Genomic DNA, 19008 nt, shown 5'->3' with positions numbered 1-19008 from the left:
CCAGGTAGCGCGGGCACACGCGACCTACCCTGGGAGCGGGCGTCCGCACCGGGCGGCCGATCACCGAGCGCGAAGGCACCCGATGACCGACACCACCCTCTCTCTCGCCCCGATGCGGTCGACTTCCGGCTCCGGGGGCGAACAGTCCTGGCTGACGTCGCTCGCGGACTGGACCGTCTCGCTCATGGAGATCATCGGCCCCGTCGGCGCCGGTGTCGCCATCGCCCTCGAGAACCTCTTCCCCCCGCTGCCCAGCGAGGTCGTGCTGCCGATGGCGGGGCTCACCGCCAGCCGCGGCTCCTTCTCTCTGTTCGAGGCGCTGCTGTGGACAACGGTCGGCTCTGTCGTCGGTGCGTTCATGCTCTACGGCCTGGGTCGCTGGCTCGGCGCGGCGCGACTGCGCGCGTTCGCCGCGAAGATGCCGCTCCTGCACCCCGAAGACGTCGACCGCACGATCGCGTGGTTCGAGCGGCACGGGGGCAAGGCGGTGTTCTTCGGGCGGATGATTCCGATCTTCCGCAGCCTCATCTCGATCCCCGCCGGGGTGGCGAAGATGCCGCTGTGGCGCTTCGGCCTGCTCACCGGTGCGGGCAGCCTCATCTGGAACACGATCTTCGTGCTCTCGGGTTTCCTGCTGGGCGAGAACTGGCACATCGTCGAGGAGTACGCCTCGATCCTTCAGTACGTGGTCATCGCCGCTGTCGCGATCGGCGTCGCGTGGTTCGTCTTCTCGCGCGTGCGCTCACTGCTCGCCTCGCAGCGCGCGGGCGACCGCGACGAGGCCGCATCCGCGCGACGCGACGCCTGATGGGCTGACCACGGGGTATCTCCACGTCGAAGCAACCGGCATCCGGACTCAGTCAGACCACAGAACCCGCCCGTAGACTGGCGATGTGCCCGCCGACCGCCTTCATCTCGTGCGCCACGGAGAGGTCCACAACCCCCGTCGCGTGCTCTACGGTCGGCTTCCCGGATTCGGCCTGAGCGTCGACGGGCGCCGGATGGCGCGCCAGGCGGCCGAGTACGTGAAGGGCCTCGAACGCGCGGTCGACGCCCTCGTGGTCTCGCCGCTCCAGCGCACGCGGGAGTCGGCCGAGCCCTTCGAAGAGCTGTTCGGCATCGAGCCCTACATCGACGACCGGGCCATCGAGCCGACCAATGTCTTCGAGGGTCGGCGCATGAAACAGGCCTTGGCGAATCCGCTCAACTGGCGGCACCTGAGCCGCCCGGCCGTTCCCAGCTGGGGCGAGCCGTACGAGCGCATCGTGGCTCGCATGACCGCCGCGATGACGGACGCCTGGAATCGCGTTCCCTCGGGCGACGTCGTCGTCGTGTCGCACCAACTCCCCATCTGGGTGACGCACCTCGCCCTGTCCCACCAACCCACCCGCCACGACCCCCGCAAGCGCCGCTGCGCGCTGTCGAGCGTGACGAGCTTCGAGCGGCGAGACGGCGCTGACGGCTCGCCGCGCTGGGTCGAGGTGGCGTACGCCGAGCCGGCGAGCACCGCCGGAGCCGTCGATGTAGGAGCCGTCTGATGCGCAGAATCCTCACCGCCGCGGCGTCGATCGCCGCTGCGGCCGCCCTCGTCGTGGGTCTGTCCGCGTGCTCGGAAGACCCGCTCGCCGCGCAGTACCGCGAGGGCGACAACAAGGGCTACATCGCGGCCAACGGCTTCCAGACCGATGAGATCGCTCCGGAGAACCGCACGGAGCCCGTGGAGTTCGCCGGCACCCTCGACAACGGCTCCGCCGTCTCGAGCGCCGACTTCGCCGGCAAGGTGCTCGTCGTCAACTTCTGGTACGCCACGTGCGGTCCGTGCATCATCGAGGCCCCGCGCCTTGAGCAGGCCTACCAGAGCTTCCAGGGGCAGGACGTGGCCTTCCTCGGCATCAACACCTACGACCAGCCGGCCACCGCCCTGTCGTTCGCGCGCGACCACGGGGTGTCGTACTCCAGCGCCATGGCCGTCGGCGACGCCCAGCTCAAGCTCGCGTTCACCGGTGCGACGCCGCTGAACGCCACCCCCACGACCCTCGTGCTCGACAAGCAGGGTCGTGTCGCCGCCCGCATCGTCGGCGAGCTGCCCGAGGCCTCGATCCTCGAGTCGATCGTGCGCACGCTGGTCGCGGAGAACGCGTGAACCCGGGCGCCCTCGTCTTCGACGGGGCGCTGTGGATCGCCGTTCCCATCGCTCTCGCCGCCGGCCTCATCTCGTTCCTCTCGCCCTGCGTCCTGCCGCTCGTGCCGGGATACCTCGGCTATATCGGCGGTGCCGTCGCACCGCGCGGGGGTTCGGCATCCGCCTCCGGCAAAGGCCGCCTGCTCGGCGGGACCCTCCTGTTCATCGCCGGGTTCACCCTGGTGTTCATGGCGATCAACGTCCTCGGCGGAGCGCTCGGCCGCTTCTTCATCGAGTACGCCGACCTCATCACCCGCGTCATGGGTGTCGTCATCATCATCATGGGACTGGTCTTCATCGGTCTCTTCGGCCTCGCGCAGCGCTCGGTGCGGATGCAGTCCCGTGGCAACCTCGGCCTCATCGGTGCCCCGCTGCTGGGCATCGCCCTCGGCATCGGCTGGACGCCCTGCATCGGCCCGACGCTCACGGCGATCCTGTCGGTGTCGTACAACCTGGGAGACCCCGGCCGCGCCGCGCTCCTGGGGCTGGCGTACTCGCTGGGTCTCGGCATCCCTTTCGTGCTCCTCGCCCTCGGATTCGGGTGGGCGACGAAGTCGGTGGCGTTCGTTCGCACGCACATCCGTGTCGTGAACCTCATCGGCGGAGCGCTTCTGATCGTGCTCGGACTGCTCATGGTGACCGGGTTCTGGGGCCAGTGGATGTCGACCCTGCAGGGGGTGATCGGCAATGTCCAGCTCCCGCTCTGATCGTTCCGACCGAGGTGACACCGTGACCGACCCGCTGCGCCCCTCCGACCACGCCGACTCGACGGCCGACGAGGTCACCCAGCCGCGCCTCGGGGTCGTCGGGTGGCTGCGCTGGGGGTGGCGCCAGCTGACGTCGATGCGCACCGCCCTCGTGCTGCTGCTGCTGCTCGCGATCGCGGCCGTTCCGGGCTCTCTCGTGCCGCAGCGCACCGCCGACCCGAACGGCGTCACGCAGTACTTCACCGACAATCCCGACCTCGCACCGGTGCTCGACAAGCTCAGCCTGTTCGACGTCTACAGCTCGCCGTGGTTCTCGGCCATCTACCTGCTGCTGTTCATCTCGCTTATCGGGTGCGTGCTGCCGCGGACGAAGCATCACTGGAAGGCCCTGCGCTCACAGCCTCCCCGCACCCCCGCGCGACTGTCGCGGCTGGACGACCACCGCACTCGCACGATCGAGGTGGAGGGCGACGCGGATGCCGCGGCCGCGGCCGCCGTGGACAGTGCGGCCGCACAGCTGCGCAAGAGCGGCTATCGCGTGGCCCGCTACGACTCGCGGGGCAGTTTCTCGGTGTCGGCGGAGCGCGGCTACCTGCGCGAGACCGGAAATCTGCTGTTCCACGGCGCGCTCGTGGGCGTCCTCATCGCCGTGGGGGTCGGCGGCGGCTTCACCTACACCGGTCAGCGCGTGCTCGTGGAAGGACAGGCGTTCAGCAACAGCCTGCTCGACTACTCCTCCTTCAATCCCGGTCGCTTCGTCGGCGGCGACACCCTCACGCCGTACTCGATGACCCTCGACAAGTTCGACGTCACCTACGTCCCGCCCGGGCAGCCCGGTTCGGGGCAGGCCGGCAACTTCGTCGCGCACGTGACGACCCAGGCTCCCGGCGGCGACGCACAAGACGGCGAAGTGCGGGTCAACCACCCCCTCGACGTGCAGGGCGATCGCGTGTACCTCCTCGGCAACGGCTATGCCCCGACCGTCACCATCCGCAACGCCCAGGGCGAAGAGGTGTTCCACGACTCGGTCGCCTTCCTGCCTCAGGATGCCAACATGACCTCGCTCGGCGTGATCAAAGTGGCCGATGGGCTTCCGCAGCAGCTCGGTCTGCTCGGCTTCTTCTACCCGACGATGGACGTGCTGGATTCGGGGGCCCTGACCTCGACATACGGTGCGCTCGAGTACCCGACGCTCACATTGCGCGTGTACGAGGGTGACCTCGGCATCGACGACGGCACGCCCCGGTCGGTGTACACGCTCGACCCCTCCGGCATGACCCAGATCGCCGGCGGCGACAGCGGTAACCCGGCGATCCAGCTCATGCCGGGCCAGACCGAGGACCTTCCCAACGGCCTCGGCACGATCACCTTCGAGAACGAGGCTCCGGCGGGAGCCGTGGGCTACGAGCAGTCGGTGAAACGCTTCGCCTCGCTGTCGATCCACCGCGATCTCGCCGGCCCCTGGGTGCTGGGCTTCGCGCTGCTGGCCCTGTTCGGTCTGCTCGCCGCACTCTTCGTGCCGCGCCGACGCATGTGGGTCAAGGCGACCCCGCGCGATGGCGTCGTCGAGATCGAGTACGCCGGCCTCGCCCGCGGTGAAGACCCGACCCTCGCGGCCGCCGTCGACCAGCTCGCCGACAAGCACGGCGCGACCCTTCCCACCCAGAGCCACCCCGACACCGGAAAAGTAGACTGACACCATGCCCGGAACCGACCCGCTTCTCCTCGACGAGATCTCCCTCCTCCTGGTGTGGACGGCGGTCGCCATCTACGTGCTGGCGTTCTTCGCCTACGCCATCGACCTCGCGCGTCGCTCCGACCTCGCGCTGAAGGCGAAAGACGAGGTCGTCGCGCGCGAGCTCGTCACCGCGGGCGGCGGGGGAGTGATCGGCGGATCCGCCGGTTCAACGGCATCCGGGACCTCCTCCGGCCAGCCCCGGTACCTCTGGGCTCGCCTCGGAACCGTGCTCACGGCGCTCGGCTTCGTCTTCCACCTCGTCGCGACGGTGTTGCGCGGTGTCGCCGCCGGACGCGTGCCGTGGTCAAACATGTACGAGTTCGCCCTGACCGGTCTGCTGCTGATCATCGCGGTGTACCTGGCTGTGCTGACCCGGTACGACCTGCGCTTCCTGGGCTCGCTCATGACCGGCCTCGCGGTGCTGCTGCTGGGCGGAGCGACCCTCGCCTTCCACGTCGAGGTCGTGCCCCTGGCCGACCCGCTCAAGTCGGTCTGGCTCGTCGTGCACGTGTTCGTCGCGAGCTTGGCGACGGCGTTGTTCGCTCTGGCGTTCGGCTTGTCGGTCGTCCAGCTCATCCAGACGCGGCGTGAGCGCAAGCTCGCGGAAGCCCCCGCGGATGCCGAGACGAAGCGCAGCTTCCTGCGCACGGTTCCGAACGCCGACGCGCTCGAGTCGCTCGCCTACCGTTTCGCGATCGTCGGGTTCATTTTCTGGACCTTCACCCTGATCGCCGGCTCCATCTGGGCCAATGACGCGTGGGGCCGGTTCTGGGGCTTCGACACGAAGGAAGTCTGGACCTTCGTCATCTGGGTGCTGTACGCCGGATACATCCACGCCCGCGCCACCCGCGGGTGGCGCGGCACCCGCTCGGCCTGGCTGTCGATCATCGGTTTCACCGCGGTGCTGTTCAACTTCACGATCGTCAACGTCTTCTTCAAGGGTCTGCACGCCTACAGCGGCCTGACGACCTGACGCGGGCGCGCGCGCCGCGCGGGCGCCCGCTGGGCACCGCGCAGCGCTCAGGCGCGCGCCGTGCCCGTCCCCCTGTTGAGTGTCCAAAACACCCGGACGATTTTCGAATCCGTCCGCGTGTTTTGGACACTCAACGTGCGTTTGCGCGGCTGCACGCACCATGTGGGCGGCGGGTGGTCATGAGGGCGCGACGGAGCCCGGCCAGCCTCGCGATATCAGAGCTCGTCGCGTCGGGTCGACGACACGGGCGTAGGGTTCGCGAAGGTGGTGGTCGAGCACGCGGATGAGGATCCAGCCCTGTCCGGCGATGGCCGGCCACCGGTCGGCATCCCGTCGGAACTGCGTCAGGTCGGCATGCTGGCGCCCGTCATACTCCACCGCGACACGGTAGGCGGGGTAGGCCATGTCGAGGCGGGCGACGAAGCGCCCCGCTGCGTCGCGGAGCACCCAGTTCAGCTCGGGCTCCGGCAGGCCCGCGCGCACGATCACAAGACGGACGGCTGATTCGCGAGGTGACTCGGCTCCCGCACGAAGGAACGGTACTGCCGCTGCCAGCGCCTTCACACCCCGGCGGCGCGGGCGCTCGGCGGCCTCGACCAGGTCTGCGTGATCAGCGAGACCGGCCGTCAGGAGCGCATCGCCCGCGGCGACGAGGTGGTCCTCCCCGAGGGAAGGGGCGAGTTGCGCCCACGTTTCGGCGGGATTCCCGACGGGAAGGCCGTGGCGCAGCGTCAGGAGGTCGGGCGACATCTCGAGTCGGTGCCCGATGATGCCTCGCGTGCGGGGCTCCGGCCCGGGCGCGATCGCCGATACGTGCAGGTGTTCCGGCGCGGGGCCGGGCAGCGGCACGCCCCACAGCAGCGCCGCGGTTTGATGGCTGAAGAACTGCGCCCCGGTGAGCCTGGGCTCGTAAGCGCGGCATCGGTCGACGGTGGTGGCGAGATCCATCGAGGTGCGCGTCCCATGGAACGGTGCGCTGAGGTCCATCGCTGTCAGCCGATCGCGCGGAACCCCGAGCCGTTTAGCCTCGCGCACGGTGAAGGACGTCCCGAGTTCTGCGGGGAGTGGTCGGCGTCGCACGCACCCACTTCAGCGCGTGGCGGCGTGGGCCCGCGTGCCTCACCGGCCCGATTGTGGACGGTTCCAAAAACGCGGGTGCCGGGGAGGAGTCGCCACGCGCGGCCGTCGACGCTCATGCCCGCCTGTTGAGTGTCCAAAACACCCGGACGGTTTTGAGATTCGTCCGGGTGTTTTGGACACTCAACACTCAACAGGCGGGAGCGGGAGCGGGAGCGGGAGCGGGAGCGGGAGCGGGAGCGGGAGCGGGAGCGGGAGCGCGACCCGGGCCGGTCAGCCCGCGGTCGCGACCGCGGCCCGCGCCGACACCGTGCGGCGACGCACCACCACCAGCGTCGTCACCACCAGCGCCAGCACCGCCCAGACCACCAGACCCGCGGCCCCCGCTCCCACGCCACCGACGGCCGAGAGGGCGCCGAGCATCGCGTTGTAGGCGGGGGAGGTCGGCAACAGCGTGGCGAAGGCCGCGAGCACCGGCGGCACCGTCGAGACGATGCTGGTCGCCAGAGCCAGCGCTCCGACGATCGCCGCGACCCAGCGGCCCGCGCCACCGAACAGCGCGACCAGCGCCTGGTTGACGGCCGCGAAGGCCACGCCGGCGACGATGCAGATCACCGCGAACCGGGCCCAGTCGCCCCAGTCGTAGTCCGAGGCGACCTGCACCACGCCCGCGACCAGCAGTCCCTGCACGGCTCCGACGATCGCGGAGGGGGTGAACCCGCGCAGCGCGACGAGCGCCGAGGGGCGACGGCTGGTGAGGGCGCGGGCCGAGACCGCCTGGAACACCACGAACGAAGCGAGAGCGCCGAACCACAGCACGGCCATCGCCAGCAGCGGCACCGCCGCGACACCGAACAGCGAGTTGCTGCTTCCCGTTGCCGAGACGGGGTCGGCGACGACGTCGGCGAGGTTCGTGGCCTGCGCGTCGGTGTAGGTGGGCAGCTTCGACACCGCGGCGTCCAGACCGTCAGCGAGCGACGTCGTGCCCGTCGCGACCTGGTTGACGCCGTCCGCGAGCTGGGCGGCTCCGGTCTGTGCGTCGGAGGCTCCGGATGCCACCTGCCCGGCGCCCGAGGCCAGGGCCGAGGCTCCCGTGCCGAACTGGCGGGCGCCGTCGGCGAGCTTCGTGGCTCCGCCGGCGATGCCGTCCATGCCGCCGGCGATGGTGGTGATGCCCTTCGCGGCGTCGTAGCCGCCATCGGCGAGCTTCTGGTTCGCCTCGGCGAGGGCGCTGAAACCGGCGGGGAGTTTGGAGGCCCCCGCCGAGAGGTCGCCGATCTGCGTCACCGCCTGTTTCGCCTTCGGCAGGGCCGCGTTGGCGTTGTCGGATGCCGTGCGCAGAGCCGCGCACTGCTCGGGGGTGCCGGTGCAGTCGTCGGCCGCTTTCTGGAGGGCGGCCGCGGCGTCGGTGAGAGCGGAGCTGATCTGCGGCGCCGCGTTCGCCAGCTGTTGCGCGTTCTGGGCGAAGCTCGGCGGGATCTGCGCGGCGAGGGCGCCGATCTGCTTCGCCAGTTCGGCGTTGCCGTCGGCGAGCTTCGTGACCCCTGCCGCCGCCGAGCGCGTTCCCCCGGCCAGTGCTTCCGCGCCGCTCGAGAGCTGGTCTGCGCCGCTGGCGAGAGGACCGGCTCCCGCGGCGAGCTTCGCGGCGCCGTCGGACAGACCGGTTGCGCCGGTGGAGAGCTGCCCCAGCCCGTCGCGGAGGCTCCCGGCGCCGTCGGCCGCTCGAGAGGCCCCGTCGGCGAGCTGGTGGGCGCCGCTCGCGGCCGTGCCGAGCTGGTCGCTCAGGGTGGTGAACCCGAGGAAGACGTTCTTCAGGTACTGCGACGACAGCGTGCTGCCGTAGACGTCGGAGGCGGTGGATGCCAGCGCTCCGGTGATCGCGCCGTCGACGACGCGCGCGTTGGGTGCCGTCTGCACACCGATCGTGGCCTTCTCGGGCGTCTCGCCCGGTCGGGTGGAGAGCGAGGCGGCCGTGAAGTTCTCGGGGATCGTGACGACGGCGGTGTACGTGCCGTCCTTGAGGCCGGCCGCGGCGTCTTCGTCGTTCGAGATGACCCAGTCGATGTTGCTCGGCTGGTCATCGGCTCCCTTGACGAGGCCACCGGTCAGCTGTCGCCCGAGAGGGACGAGCTGACCGTTGAGTTCCACGGCCTTGTCGTCGTTGACGATCGCGGCCGTGATGTTCTCGAGGCGGTCGGTGGGCTTGTACAGCGCGCCGACGAGGATGCCGCCGATGACGGCGGGCAGCAGCAGCACACCGATGAGCGTGAGCCAGGTGACGGGGCGGCGCGAACGGGAGCGCTCGACGGGGAGAGTCATGCGAACACCTCGGAGAGATCGGCGAAGGTTTCGGGTTCGGGGCGGTGGCGACGCGGGGTCGGCAGGGCGAGGGTCGTGACGTCGGGGCGCTGCGCTTGGGCGAGCAGGGCGAGAGCCAGGCGTTCGTCGCGGGCCGACACGATGAGCGTGAAGGGCGACGAGGCGTCGTCGCTGCGCTCGCGCGCATCGGTTGCGGCTCGGCGAAGCACCTGGGCCACGTCTTCCCGGGCATCGTCGTCGAGGCGGTCGATGTCCGACACCAGCACGACCCGCGTGCCGCGCGAGGCGGCTCGGGCGATGTCGGCCGCGGCTTCGGTGGGGTCGTCCAGCAGGGCGACGCCGACGCGCGAGCGCACGGCCCCGGCGCGCTCGGGTACGAGGAGTCCGTCGACGCGCAGGCGTCCATCGATCTGCGACATCCGTCCCGACAGGGCGAGCAGCAGGGCTCGCGTCGTGCGGGTCTCACCGGTCACGAGCAGGGTTTCGCCGTAGGGCAGTCGCAGCGACAGGTCCGAGAAGACCGGCTCCTCGGCATCCGTGGATCCGACCGTGCGCAGGTCGTCGGCGGCGATCGCGATCGAGGGCTCGCTCGGCCAGTCGGCCAGGCGCACCTCGCGTTCGACCGCTTCGCCTTCGACGTCGAGCTTCGGCAGCAACCGGTCGAGCCAACGGGGCATCCACCACGCTTTCGCGCCCAGCAGCGCGAGGATCGCCGGCACCAGTGTCATGCGCACCAGGAATGCGTCCACCGCGACGCCCACGGCCAGGCCCAGGGCGATCGGCTTGAGGCTCGAGTCCCCCTCGGGTACGAAGGCGACGAAGACGGCGAACATGATGACGGCGGCGGCGACGACCACGCGGGCGGATGCCGAGAACCCGCTGCGGACGGCTCCGAGGGCGATCTCGCGCGGCGTGCGGCCTTCGCGGTCGGCGTGCACGTAGTCCTCGCGCATGCGCGAGACGAGGAACACCTGGTAGTCCATCGCGAGCCCGAACAGCACGCCCATGACGACGATGGGCATGAAGCTGATGATCGGTCCGACCTTGGCCACGTGCAGAGCGTCGGCGAACCAGCCCCACTCGAACACCGCGGCCACGACGCCGAACGACGCGGCGACGGACAGCAGATAGCCGCCGGCGGCCGTGAGCGGCACCCAGACCGAGCGGAACACGATCATCAGCAGCACGAGCGACAGCCCCACCACGAACAGACCGAAAGGCAGCAGGGCGGCGCCCAGCTGGTCGGAGATGTCGATCGTGACGGCGGTGTAGCCGGTGACGAGCAGGTGCACGCCGAACTGGTCGTACAGGCGCGGTTCGGCGGCGCGGAGCTCGCGCACGAGGTCGGCGGTGCGCGGGTCGTCGGGGGCCGTCTCGGGCACGATCTGCACGATGCCGGTGTCGGCCGTCGCGTTGGGGGTGGCCAGGGCCACCTTGGCGACCCCCGGGATCTTCGCGATCTCGTCACCGATGCTCGTCATGAGATTCAGCGGGTCGTTCGAGGTGACGATCGTGCCGGTCATGATGAGCGGGCCGTTGGCGCCGGGGCCGAAGTACTCGTCGGTCAGCTCGTACGCCACGCGCGCCTCGTCGCCCTGGGGTAGTTGACCGGCGTTGGGCAGGGTGAGGGCGAGCGAGGCCGCGGGGATCGCGGTCACACCGAGCAGGCCGATCACCGCGACGGTGGTGACGACCGGATGCCGCGTCACCAGCCCCACCCAGCGCTGGGCGGGGCCTGTCCGTCCGGCGCGCGAAGCTGCCGCGGTGGTCTCCCTCTCGCGCTCCGCGTCGGCGTCGGCTTCCTGCGGGGGCGACATGCCGCGTCGGAGGCGCGCGGCCTTCGACCGGCTGTACCCCCAACCCACGACGCGGTGTCCGGCGAACCCGAGGAACGCGGGGGTGAGCGTCAGGCCCACGCACACCGCGATCGCCACGGCGACGGAGGCCGCGATGCCCATGGTCGTCAGGAACGGGATGCCGGCGAAGCTCAGCCCGATGAGCGCGATGAGCACCGTGATGCCGGCGAACACGACGGCCGACCCCGCGGTGCCGACGGCGCGGGCGGTCGACTCCTCGGGGTCCATCCCCGCGCGGGTCTGGTCCTGATGTCGCGACACGATGAACAGGGCGTAGTCGATGCCGACCGCCAGGCCCAGCATGACCGCCAGCAGCGGGGTGGTCGACGACACGGTCGCGAACCCGGTCGCGATGAAGATGAGCCCGATCGACAGCGCGACGCCGAGGATCGCGGTGGCCAACGGCATCCCGGCCACCAGGAACGAGCGGAACGTCACCATGAGCACGAGCGCGGCGATCAGTACGCCGAGTGCCTCGGTCAGCGAGGCGCCGGGGATCTCGGTGGCGAAGAGCTGGCCACCCAGGATCGCCTGCGACCCCGAGAGAAGCTCCTGCCCCAGGGCGGTGGTCGCGTCCCGCAGGGCGTCCTTGGTGGCGGCGGGCACCTCGGTCGATTCGCCGGCGAACTGGATTCGGATGATCGCGGCTCGGCCGTCGTCGGAGATCCCGCCCGAGATGCGCGCGTCGTAGGGGCCGGTGACGGCTTCGACGAAGTCGAGTCGACCGATATCGGTCGACGCCTTCTGAACGGCATCCTGATAGTTCTGGTCGCGCACGCTCGTGCCGTCGGCCGAGACGACGATGATCTGGGCGCTCGCCCCGCTGACCTGGGGGAAGGTGCGCCCGAGCATCTCGAGACCGGCCTGCGACTCGGTTCCCGGGATCGAGAAGGTGTTGTCGGTGCCCTTGGCGAACACGGCGACGCCGCCGCCCGCGATCACGAGGACCAGCAGCCAGCCCGTCAGCACGCGCCAGGGGTGGCGGAACGACCAGCGGCCCAGGGTGTACAGGAATGTCGACACGGCGGCTCCCACGATCGGTGAACGAGTCGATACATCACCGTATCGGATACATCAATGTATCGTAGACCTCGTGGGTGGGACCCCGGCTGGACGTCCACCTAGAACAGGAGACGCGGATGACCGACACCGCCCCCGCCCCCTCGCGACGACGCGAGAACACCCGCACGCGTCTCGTGGACGCCGCCGCCGAGATGTTCGCCGAGGTCGGCATCGACGCAGCCTCGGTGGAGGCGATCTGCGACCGGGCCGGCTTCACGCGCGGCGCCTTCTACTCGAACTTCGCCTCGAAAGAAGAGCTCTTCCTCGCCCTGTGCGCGCGCTCCGCCGAGTCGACGATCGCCGCCGTGCGCGAGCGCGTCACCTCGATCGAGGACCGGGGCCTGGATGCCGCGGGCGAGGTCCTGCATCTCGTGCAGGAGGTGCTCGAGGTCGCGGGAGAAGACCGGCTCGACGTTCTGCTGGGCGCCGAGACGCGCGTGCAGGCGCTGCGCAACCCGGAGTTCGCCGCCGCCTATCTCTCGTCGAACGGCGCGCTGTGCGAGAGCGTCACGCAACTCGTCCGCGACATCGCCGAGGCGCGAGGACTGACCCTTCGGCTGCCGGCCGACGCCGCGACCGAGCTTCTGCTGTCGGCATGGATCTCGACGGCCGAGACCGCCGTCATGACGGGGACGTCTCCCTCCGCCTCGCGCGCTCAGCTCGGGGAGAGGCTCGCGCAGATCGTGCGACTCATCCTCGAGTGACCTCGACGAGCGCGTAGCAGCGCCGCAGGCGATCCATCCACCAGTCGCGACGTTCCTCGCTCGCCTCCACCCGGTCGAGATCGGCGCTTCGCGGGCGGGGACGCTCGAGCGACAGCGCCCCGTCACGCGCAACAAGAGGGGATGCCACGACGTCGGCCGTGAACAGCGCGGCGGTGCCGAGGCCGCAGTCGTAGTCGAGTTCGGGCAACGAGGCCGCCAGAGCCACGCCCATCGACAGACCGATCGACGTGTCGAGCGCGCTGGAGACGACGGCCGGGAGCCCCGCGTGCGCGACGATTTCTCTAGCTGCGTGCACGCCGCCGAGAGGCTGGGCCTTGATGACGAGCAGATCGGCGGCGCCCGCGCGGGCCACCCGAAGAGGATCGGCGGCCTTGCGCACGCTCTCGTCGGCGGCGATCGGGATGTCGAGGTAGCCGACCCGCTCGCGAAGCGCGGCCAGCTCGTCGACCTCGGCGCACGGCTGCTCGACGTACTCGAGATCGAATTCCGCCAGTGCGTGGATGGCGCGCTCGGCCTCGTCGACGTTCCACGCGCCGTTGGCGTCGACGCGCACGCGCCCCTCGGGGCCCATCGCCTCGCGGACCGCTCGTACGCGCGCGACGTCGTCGGCGAGCGTCTGGCCCGCCTCGGCGACCTTCACCTTGACCGTGCGGCATCCGTCGTAGCGGGCGAGGATCCTCGGCACCTCGGATGCCGCGACAGCGGGCATGGTGGCGTTGACGGCCACGAGGTCGCGCACGGCGGGCGGTGATGGACGCCACCCGAAGTCGATGGCTCCGGCGAGCCAGGTCGCGGCCTCGACGTCGGCGTACTCGACGAACGGCGAGAACTCCGCCCAGCCCTCGGGCCCCTCGAACACGAGCGCCTCTCGCGTGTCGATCCCCCGGAAGCGGGCGGCGAGCGGAAGAGAGACGACGCGCGCCGACGCGAGGATGTCGGAGAGCGGGGGGAGGGCGACGGTGCTCATGCCCTCATCCTGCCGCTCAGCGCGGTCCGAAGCCGCCGAACCCGCCGAACCAGGACGTCTGGCGCTCGACCGTGTAGGACGACAGGTCCTTCTGCGAATCGAGCGATTGCCGAGCGTTCTCAGCCTGCTCGTGCGTGCGGCGCGGACCGAAGAGGTAGTCGCGCAGCCGCGCGAGCTTTGACACGTTCTTCGTCATGGTGACTCCGATCGTCGGTAGCCCTCCACGCTACGTGCGATCGACCCCGCGGTCCACCCGTCCCGGCGCACGGACACGGGCATAGGCTGACGCCATGCTCTTCGATACCCCCGTCCGGCTCGGCGTGCAGATCCAGCCGCAGCACGTGCAGTATTCCGACATCCGCGACGCCGTCCTTCGTCTGGAAGAGATGGGCGTCGACGTCCTGTTCAATTGGGACCACTTCTACCCCCTCTACGGTGACCCCGAGGGCGAGCACTTCGAGTCGTGGACCATGCTCTCCGCCTGGGCCGAGCAGACCGAGCGCGTCGAGTTCGGCGCGCTCGTCAACTGCAACAGCTACCGCAATCCCGACCTGCAGGCCGACATGGCCCGCACCGTCGACCACATCAGCAAGAAGGGCGGCGACACGGGTCGCTTCATCTTCGGCACCGGCTCGGGCTGGTTCCAGCGCGATTACGACGAGTACGGCTACGACTTCGGAACCGCCGGTTCGCGGCTCAACGCCCTGGCGACCGACCTCGACCGGGTCGTCGCGCGGTGGAGCAAGCTCAACCCGGCGCCCACCCGCAAGATCCCCGTCATGATCGGCGGCAAGGGCGAGCAGAAGACCCTGCGCATCGTCGCCCGTCATGCCGACATCTGGCACAGCTTCGTCACCCCCGACGAGCTGCCGCACAAGTTCGGGGTGATCGAGAAGTGGGCCGAGGCCGAGCAGCGCGACCTGTCGGGCCTCGTCGTCTCGAACGAGCTGAAGGACCGCGACGAAGACGTCGCCGACGCCCTCTACGACGCCGGCACGCGCCTGTTCACCCTCGGCTTCGGCGGTCCGGACTGGGACTACTCGCTCGTCGAGCGCTGGCTGCGCTGGCGCGACAGCAAGAACGCGTGACGACGACGGCGCCCCGGCGATGTCGGGGCGCCGTCGCGGTCACGGCTTGAATTGCGCGCCCCCGGACGTCCCCGTCCAGTTCTTCGCGGCCTCGCCCTGGTAGTACGCGGTCTCGCTCTGGTGGTTCAGCGACCGCCTCGCGTCCTCGGACTGCTCGTGTGCGGGCGCTCCGAGGAAGTACTCGCGGATGCGGCCCAGTATCGACACCTTCTTCGCCATGATGACTCCGATCGTCGGGTCGTTCAGGCTACGGGTGATGCCGGCGAGAATCCAGCTTCTCGGCGTCTCCGCACGCCCCGGCCCCCGCGCGTAGGCTGATCGGGTGACCGTCTCCGAGCTCTTCGATCCCGCGGAATGGACCCTGGCGCCCGGCGCCGCGGACTACACCGACATCACCGCCCACGTGACGCACGATGGGCGCGTCGCGCGCATCGCATTCGACCGACCCGAGGTGCGCAACGCCTTCCGGCCGCACACCGTCGACGAGCTGTACCGCGCCCTCGACATCGCTCGCCAGGACCACCGCATCGGCGTCGTCCTGCTCACCGGCAACGGTCCGAGCCCGAAGGACGGCGGGTGGGCGTTCTGCTCCGGCGGCGACCAGCGCATCCGCGGCCGCGACGGCTACAAGTATTCGACCGACGAGACCACCGTGCACGATCCCGGTCGCGCCGGACGCCTGCACATCCTCGAGGTGCAGCGCCTCATCCGTTTCATGCCGAAGGTCGTCATCGCCGTGGTTCCGGGCTGGGCCGCCGGAGGCGGGCACTCGCTCAACGTGGTCTGCGACCTCTCGATCGCGAGCGCCGAGCACGGCCGTTTCAAGCAGACGGATGCCGATGTCGGCTCGTTCGACGCGGGCTACGGCTCCGCGTACTTTGCGCGCCAGATCGGGCAGAAGTTCGCTCGGGAGATCTTCTTCCTCGCCGAGGAGTACTCGGCCGAGCGCGCCTACGAGATGGGCGCGGTCAACCGCGTCGTGCCCCACGCGGATCTCGAGCGCGAAGCCCTGTCGATGGCGCGGACCATCCTGACGAAGTCGCCCACCGCGATCCGCATGCTCAAGTATGCGTTCAACGCCGTCGACGACGGCCTGGTCGGCCAGCAGCTCTTCGCGGGCGAGGCCACGCGTCTCGCCTACGGCACCGACGAAGCCGCCGAGGGCCGCGACTCCTTCCTCGAGAAGCGAGACCCCGACTGGTCCGACGTGCCGTGGCACTACTGATCGCCGGGACCCGCGCGTGAGGCTCGACCCGCCGGCATCCGACGACCCGCGCGACGTGCTGCGGGCGTTGCGCGCGGCCGTCCTCGGTGCCGGGCCGGCCGTCGCCCTCGGCGGCGCGGTCCTGCCCGGCGAGGTCCCGCCGGGTACCGCCGCGGTCGTGACGACCTCGGGCTCGACGGGCGTGCCGAAGTCGGTCGTGATCGGCCGCAACGCCCTCATCTCCAGCGCGTACGCCACGGCCGCCCGCATCGGGGAGGGCGCGTGGCTGCTCGCGGTCCCGGCGAGCTACGTCGCGGGCGTCCAGGTGATCGTGCGGGCGCTCCTCGCCGATCGCGAGCCCGCGGTCGTCGCCGGTCCTTTCCGCCCGGAGCCCTTCGCTGCCGCAGCCCTCGGCATGGCCTCGCACCTCGACGGAGCCCGCGTCCCCAGCTATACCTCGCTGGTTCCGGCGCAATTGCAAAGACTCCTGGATGCCGCCGAGCACGACGCCACCGTCGCCCAGGCGCTGCGTTCGTTCGAGGCGATCCTCATCGGGGGGCAGGCACTCGCCCCCTCGGTACGCGAGCGTGCCGAGGCCGTGGGGGCGCGCATCGTGCGCACCTACGGCTCGAGCGAGACCAGCGGTGGGTGCGTCTACGACGGGGTGCCCCTCGACGGCGTCGATGTGGCGATCGTCGACGGAGAGGTACGCCTTTCGGGACCGACTCTCGCCGAGGGGTACCTCGGGGATCCCGAGCGCACGGCATCCGTGTTCCCCCGCGTCGACGGCACCCGCTGGTACCGCACGGGCGACGGGGGCGAGATCGTGCACGGCGTCCTGCAGGTCACCGGTCGTCTCGACAACGTCATCGTCTCGGGGGGCGTCAACGTCTCGCTGGACCGGGTCGAAGCCGCCGTGCGCGGCATCGCGGGGCTGGAATCCGCCGTCGTCGTGCCGATCCCGGATGCGACATGGGGTCAGGGGTCCGCCGTGGTGGTGCCCGGGATCGCGGCGGCTCGCGAACACGACCTGCTCGCCACGATCCGCGAGGTCGTCGGCGTGGCCGTCGGAGCGCCCGCGCGGCCGGCCCGCGTCGTCGCGGTCGACGAGCTCCCGACGCTGCGCTCCGGCAAGCCCGACCGCGCGACGCTGCGGCGCTTCGTCGGCGAAGGCGCGCCGAACCCGCGGGATTAGACTGACCCCTCGTGGCAGCACAGTCTCGCAAGCGTCCGAACACCGCCAAGACGCGTCGTCCCGGCGGCAACCCGCAGAAGGCGAAGACGGGTGCTCCGCAGGCCGTCGCCCCGGCGACCGCGCGCGACTGGATCGCCGCGGCGCGCCTGCGCACGCTGCCCCTCGCCATCACGCCGGTGCTCATCGGTACCGGAGCGGCCACGCTCGTCGATGACGACCTGCACTGGGTCATCGCGCTCGCCTGCCTGGCCGTCGCCTTCGCCCTGCAGATCGGCGTGAACTACGCGAACGACTACTCGGACGGCATCCGCGGCACCGACGACGTGCGCGTCGGGCCGGGCCGCCTGACCGGCGGGAAGAAGGCGAAGCCGCGGACCGTGCTGATCGTCGCACTGTCGTTCTTCGCGCTCGCCGCGGTGATCGGGCTCGCCCTGGTGATTCGGACGGGGCAGTGGTGGCTTCTCCCGGTGGGCGCCGTCTGCATCGTCGCCGCGTGGCTCTACACCGGTGGCAAACGCCCGTACGGCTACAACGCGATGGGCGAGATCTTCGTCTTCGTCTTCTTCGGCCTCGTCGCCACCCTCGGTACGACGTGGTTGCAGGTGCTGTCGCTGCCGCAGGAGGCGTGGTTCGGCGCGGTCTCGGCGGGTCTGCTCGCGTGCGCCGTGCTGCTGGCCAACAATCTGCGCGACATCGACCAGGACCGCCTCGCCGCAAAGCGCACGCTCTCGGTGCTCATCGGGCGGCGGGCGACCCAGGTGCTGTTCACGGTCTTCGTGCTGGTGCCCTTCGGCATCGCTGCGTTCCTGGCGCAGGTGTACCCGCTGGCATGGCTGGAGGGGATCCCCCTGCTCGGCGGTCTCGCGGCGATCCTCATCGTGTGGACCTACCGTGTCCCGCGCGAGCTCATCACGGCGCTCCAGGTGACGAGCTTCACGTCGGTGGCCTACGGCGCGATCCTGTTCGCAGCGTTCGCGCTCTGACGACGCCTCGCGCGGAGCGGCCGTCGGGCATCGGCGCGAGAACCGGGCTACCGAAACCCTCGAGGGGCGATCAGCCGCGCGGAGCCTCGCCCGCCGCGCTCGGATCCTCGGCGACGTCGGTGCGCGTGGCATCGACCACCGCATCTTCGGCGTCGGCGTCGGTCTGAGCGCCGGTCCGGCGACCGGTCGCGGTGCGCTGGGCGCGTCGCTCGGCGAGACCGCCGGTGACCTGGTCGAGCGGACGACGCAGGAACAGCGTCGACAGGCTCAACCCGATCAGAGCGGCGAAGATCGCGGCGAGCCACGGCAGCTCCTGGAACACCGGGAACAGCAGCAGGATGCCGAGGGGCACGAGGAAGGCGAGCAATCGCAGCACCGTGTAGACGAGGGCCGAACGAGCGCGCATGTCCTCATTCTACGGCGGACGCCTCGGCGCCCATCCCGGGTCGTTCGACGGCGGAAGATCGCGTGCCGGCTCCGGGCCGCTGCCCAGCCGGCACACGTAGAATCGGGTCATGGCACGGTTGCTTCTCATCCTGGCGCTCGTGGCGACCGTCTTCTGGGTCTACACGATCGTGGATTGCGCCGTGCAGAGCCCTGCTCGTCACCGCGGCGTCAGCAAGCCCGCGTGGTTGGCGATCGTCATCCTCCTTCCGGTGCTCGGCGGCATCCTGTGGTTCGCGATCGGCCGAGGCCGCGCGACCCAGACGGTCGTGCGACGCGCCCCCGACGACGACCCCGAGTTCCTGGGGCGCATGACCGCGTCGGCACGCGCCGAGCAGGACGAGCGGATCCGACGTCTCGAAGAAGAGCTGTCACAGCTCGATTCCGAGGCCGACGACCCGCAGCCTCCGAAGAAGGCGACCGACCCCGGTGACACCCCCGGCAAGGGCGACGACGACACCCGCGATCAGCGCGGCGCCGTCGGCTGA

At 70.4% G+C, this 19008-nt stretch carries 19 protein-coding genes; 12 read left to right on the top strand and 7 right to left on the bottom strand.

What is annotated here, in order from left to right:
- Positions 1-82 precede the first annotated feature (82 nt).
- The 6 genes from OVA17_RS02820 to ccsB all read left to right on the top strand — a co-directional run bounded on the left by OVA17_RS02820 (position 83) and on the right by ccsB (position 5600).
- Positions 83-808, top strand: coding sequence for a DedA family protein (locus OVA17_RS02820; RefSeq protein WP_267788046.1), 726 nt, complete (start codon positions 83-85; stop codon positions 806-808).
- An 85-nt stretch (positions 809-893) separates the two neighbouring features.
- Complete coding sequence (locus OVA17_RS02815; RefSeq protein ID WP_267788044.1) at positions 894-1538, top strand: histidine phosphatase family protein; 645 nt, start codon at positions 894-896, stop codon at positions 1536-1538.
- Entirely contained in the window at positions 1538-2143 is a 606-nt protein-coding gene (locus OVA17_RS02810) for a TlpA family protein disulfide reductase (protein WP_210073120.1), read from the top strand. Before OVA17_RS02815 ends, OVA17_RS02810 begins: the two co-directional genes overlap by 1 nt.
- Entirely contained in the window at positions 2140-2889 is a 750-nt protein-coding gene (locus OVA17_RS02805; protein ID WP_267788042.1) for a cytochrome c biogenesis CcdA family protein, read from the top strand. Before OVA17_RS02810 ends, OVA17_RS02805 begins: the two co-directional genes overlap by 4 nt.
- Positions 2870-4585, top strand: coding sequence for a cytochrome c biogenesis protein ResB (gene resB / locus OVA17_RS02800; protein WP_267788040.1), 1716 nt, complete (start codon positions 2870-2872; stop codon positions 4583-4585). Before OVA17_RS02805 ends, resB begins: the two co-directional genes overlap by 20 nt.
- Positions 4586-4589: 4 nt before the next feature.
- Positions 4590-5600, top strand: coding sequence for a c-type cytochrome biogenesis protein CcsB (ccsB, locus tag OVA17_RS02795; RefSeq protein WP_267788039.1), 1011 nt, complete (start codon positions 4590-4592; stop codon positions 5598-5600).
- A 177-nt stretch (positions 5601-5777) separates the two neighbouring features.
- Here ccsB and OVA17_RS02790 read toward each other — a convergent pair whose 3' ends face one another.
- The 3 genes from OVA17_RS02790 to OVA17_RS02780 form a co-directional block, all read right to left on the bottom strand.
- A complete protein-coding gene (locus OVA17_RS02790; protein ID WP_267788038.1) occupies positions 5778-6587 on the bottom strand; it encodes an endonuclease domain-containing protein in 810 nt (269 codons plus the stop codon).
- 363 nt (positions 6588-6950) lie between these two features.
- On the bottom strand, positions 6951-8996 hold the full coding sequence (locus OVA17_RS02785; RefSeq protein WP_267788036.1) for a YhgE/Pip domain-containing protein: 2046 nt from the start codon (positions 8994-8996) through the stop codon (positions 6951-6953).
- Positions 8993-11875: an MMPL family transporter gene (locus tag OVA17_RS02780; protein WP_267788035.1), complete on the bottom strand. Its 2883-nt coding sequence runs from the start codon at positions 11873-11875 to the stop codon at positions 8993-8995. The genes OVA17_RS02785 and OVA17_RS02780 overlap by 4 nt, the downstream gene beginning before the upstream one ends.
- 116 nt (positions 11876-11991) lie before the next feature.
- Between OVA17_RS02780 and OVA17_RS02775 the strand changes: the two genes are divergently transcribed.
- Positions 11992-12618, top strand: coding sequence for a TetR/AcrR family transcriptional regulator (locus OVA17_RS02775; RefSeq protein WP_267788034.1), 627 nt, complete (start codon positions 11992-11994; stop codon positions 12616-12618).
- On the opposite strand, the gene OVA17_RS02770 is transcribed toward OVA17_RS02775, so the two are convergent.
- Positions 12605-13606, bottom strand: a complete 1002-nt coding sequence (locus tag OVA17_RS02770; RefSeq protein WP_267788032.1) for an o-succinylbenzoate synthase — start codon at positions 13604-13606, stop codon at positions 12605-12607. The genes OVA17_RS02775 and OVA17_RS02770 overlap by 14 nt on opposite strands.
- A gap of 16 nt (positions 13607-13622) precedes the next feature.
- Entirely contained in the window at positions 13623-13802 is a 180-nt protein-coding gene (locus OVA17_RS02765; RefSeq protein WP_267788030.1) for a hypothetical protein, read from the bottom strand.
- A 94-nt stretch (positions 13803-13896) separates the two neighbouring features.
- Between OVA17_RS02765 and OVA17_RS02760 the strand changes: the two genes are divergently transcribed.
- Complete coding sequence (locus OVA17_RS02760; RefSeq protein WP_267788029.1) at positions 13897-14694, top strand: LLM class F420-dependent oxidoreductase; 798 nt, start codon at positions 13897-13899, stop codon at positions 14692-14694.
- 39 nt (positions 14695-14733) lie between these two features.
- On the opposite strand, the gene OVA17_RS02755 is transcribed toward OVA17_RS02760, so the two are convergent.
- Positions 14734-14913: a hypothetical protein gene (locus tag OVA17_RS02755; protein ID WP_210073143.1), complete on the bottom strand. Its 180-nt coding sequence runs from the start codon at positions 14911-14913 to the stop codon at positions 14734-14736.
- Positions 14914-15016: 103 nt separating this feature from the next.
- Between OVA17_RS02755 and OVA17_RS02750 the strand changes: the two genes are divergently transcribed.
- The 3 genes from OVA17_RS02750 to OVA17_RS02740 are packed head-to-tail and all read left to right on the top strand — an operon-like array spanning position 15017 to position 18076.
- Complete coding sequence (locus OVA17_RS02750; RefSeq protein WP_267788027.1) at positions 15017-15919, top strand: 1,4-dihydroxy-2-naphthoyl-CoA synthase; 903 nt, start codon at positions 15017-15019, stop codon at positions 15917-15919.
- A gap of 16 nt (positions 15920-15935) precedes the next feature.
- Positions 15936-17093 (top strand): AMP-binding protein, encoded by a 1158-nt coding sequence (locus tag OVA17_RS02745; protein WP_267788026.1) that lies wholly within the window; start codon positions 15936-15938, stop codon positions 17091-17093.
- Positions 17094-17104: 11 nt separating this feature from the next.
- Complete coding sequence (locus OVA17_RS02740) at positions 17105-18076, top strand: 1,4-dihydroxy-2-naphthoate polyprenyltransferase (protein ID WP_267788025.1); 972 nt, start codon at positions 17105-17107, stop codon at positions 18074-18076.
- Between the two features lie 70 nt (positions 18077-18146).
- Here the strand turns inward: OVA17_RS02740 and OVA17_RS02735 are convergent, their stop codons facing one another.
- Complete coding sequence (locus tag OVA17_RS02735) at positions 18147-18482, bottom strand: DUF4229 domain-containing protein (protein WP_210073150.1); 336 nt, start codon at positions 18480-18482, stop codon at positions 18147-18149.
- 109 nt (positions 18483-18591) lie between these two features.
- Here OVA17_RS02735 and OVA17_RS02730 point away from each other — a divergent pair, with 109 nt between their 5' ends.
- Positions 18592-19008 carry a PLD nuclease N-terminal domain-containing protein gene (locus OVA17_RS02730; RefSeq protein WP_267788024.1) on the top strand — a complete coding sequence of 139 codons (417 nt, stop codon included), beginning with the start codon at positions 18592-18594 and terminating at the stop codon, positions 19006-19008.

The sequence above is a fragment of the Microbacterium sp. SL75 genome, assembly GCF_026625865.1.
GTDB lineage: Bacteria > Actinomycetota > Actinomycetes > Actinomycetales > Microbacteriaceae > Microbacterium.
This window is presented reverse-complemented; position numbering and strand designations above follow the sequence as displayed.

Coding starts and splice junctions, on each gene's coding strand:
- OVA17_RS02820 (WP_267788046.1), top strand. CDS start 83: ATGACCGACACCACCCTCTCTCTCGCCCCGATGCGGTCGACTTCCGGC.
- OVA17_RS02765 (WP_267788030.1), bottom strand. CDS start 13,802: ATGACGAAGAACGTGTCAAAGCTCGCGCGGCTGCGCGACTACCTCTTC.
- OVA17_RS02755 (WP_210073143.1), bottom strand. CDS start 14,913: ATGGCGAAGAAGGTGTCGATACTGGGCCGCATCCGCGAGTACTTCCTC.
- OVA17_RS02785 (WP_267788036.1), bottom strand. CDS start 8,996: ATGACTCTCCCCGTCGAGCGCTCCCGTTCGCGCCGCCCCGTCACCTGG.
- OVA17_RS02790 (WP_267788038.1), bottom strand. CDS start 6,587: ATGGACCTCAGCGCACCGTTCCATGGGACGCGCACCTCGATGGATCTC.
- OVA17_RS02770 (WP_267788032.1), bottom strand. CDS start 13,606: ATGAGCACCGTCGCCCTCCCCCCGCTCTCCGACATCCTCGCGTCGGCG.
- OVA17_RS02775 (WP_267788034.1), top strand. CDS start 11,992: ATGACCGACACCGCCCCCGCCCCCTCGCGACGACGCGAGAACACCCGC.
- OVA17_RS02735 (WP_210073150.1), bottom strand. CDS start 18,482: ATGCGCGCTCGTTCGGCCCTCGTCTACACGGTGCTGCGATTGCTCGCC.
- OVA17_RS02760 (WP_267788029.1), top strand. CDS start 13,897: ATGCTCTTCGATACCCCCGTCCGGCTCGGCGTGCAGATCCAGCCGCAG.
- ccsB (WP_267788039.1), top strand. CDS start 4,590: ATGCCCGGAACCGACCCGCTTCTCCTCGACGAGATCTCCCTCCTCCTG.
- resB (WP_267788040.1), top strand. CDS start 2,870: ATGTCCAGCTCCCGCTCTGATCGTTCCGACCGAGGTGACACCGTGACC.
- OVA17_RS02810 (WP_210073120.1), top strand. CDS start 1,538: ATGCGCAGAATCCTCACCGCCGCGGCGTCGATCGCCGCTGCGGCCGCC.
- OVA17_RS02730 (WP_267788024.1), top strand. CDS start 18,592: ATGGCACGGTTGCTTCTCATCCTGGCGCTCGTGGCGACCGTCTTCTGG.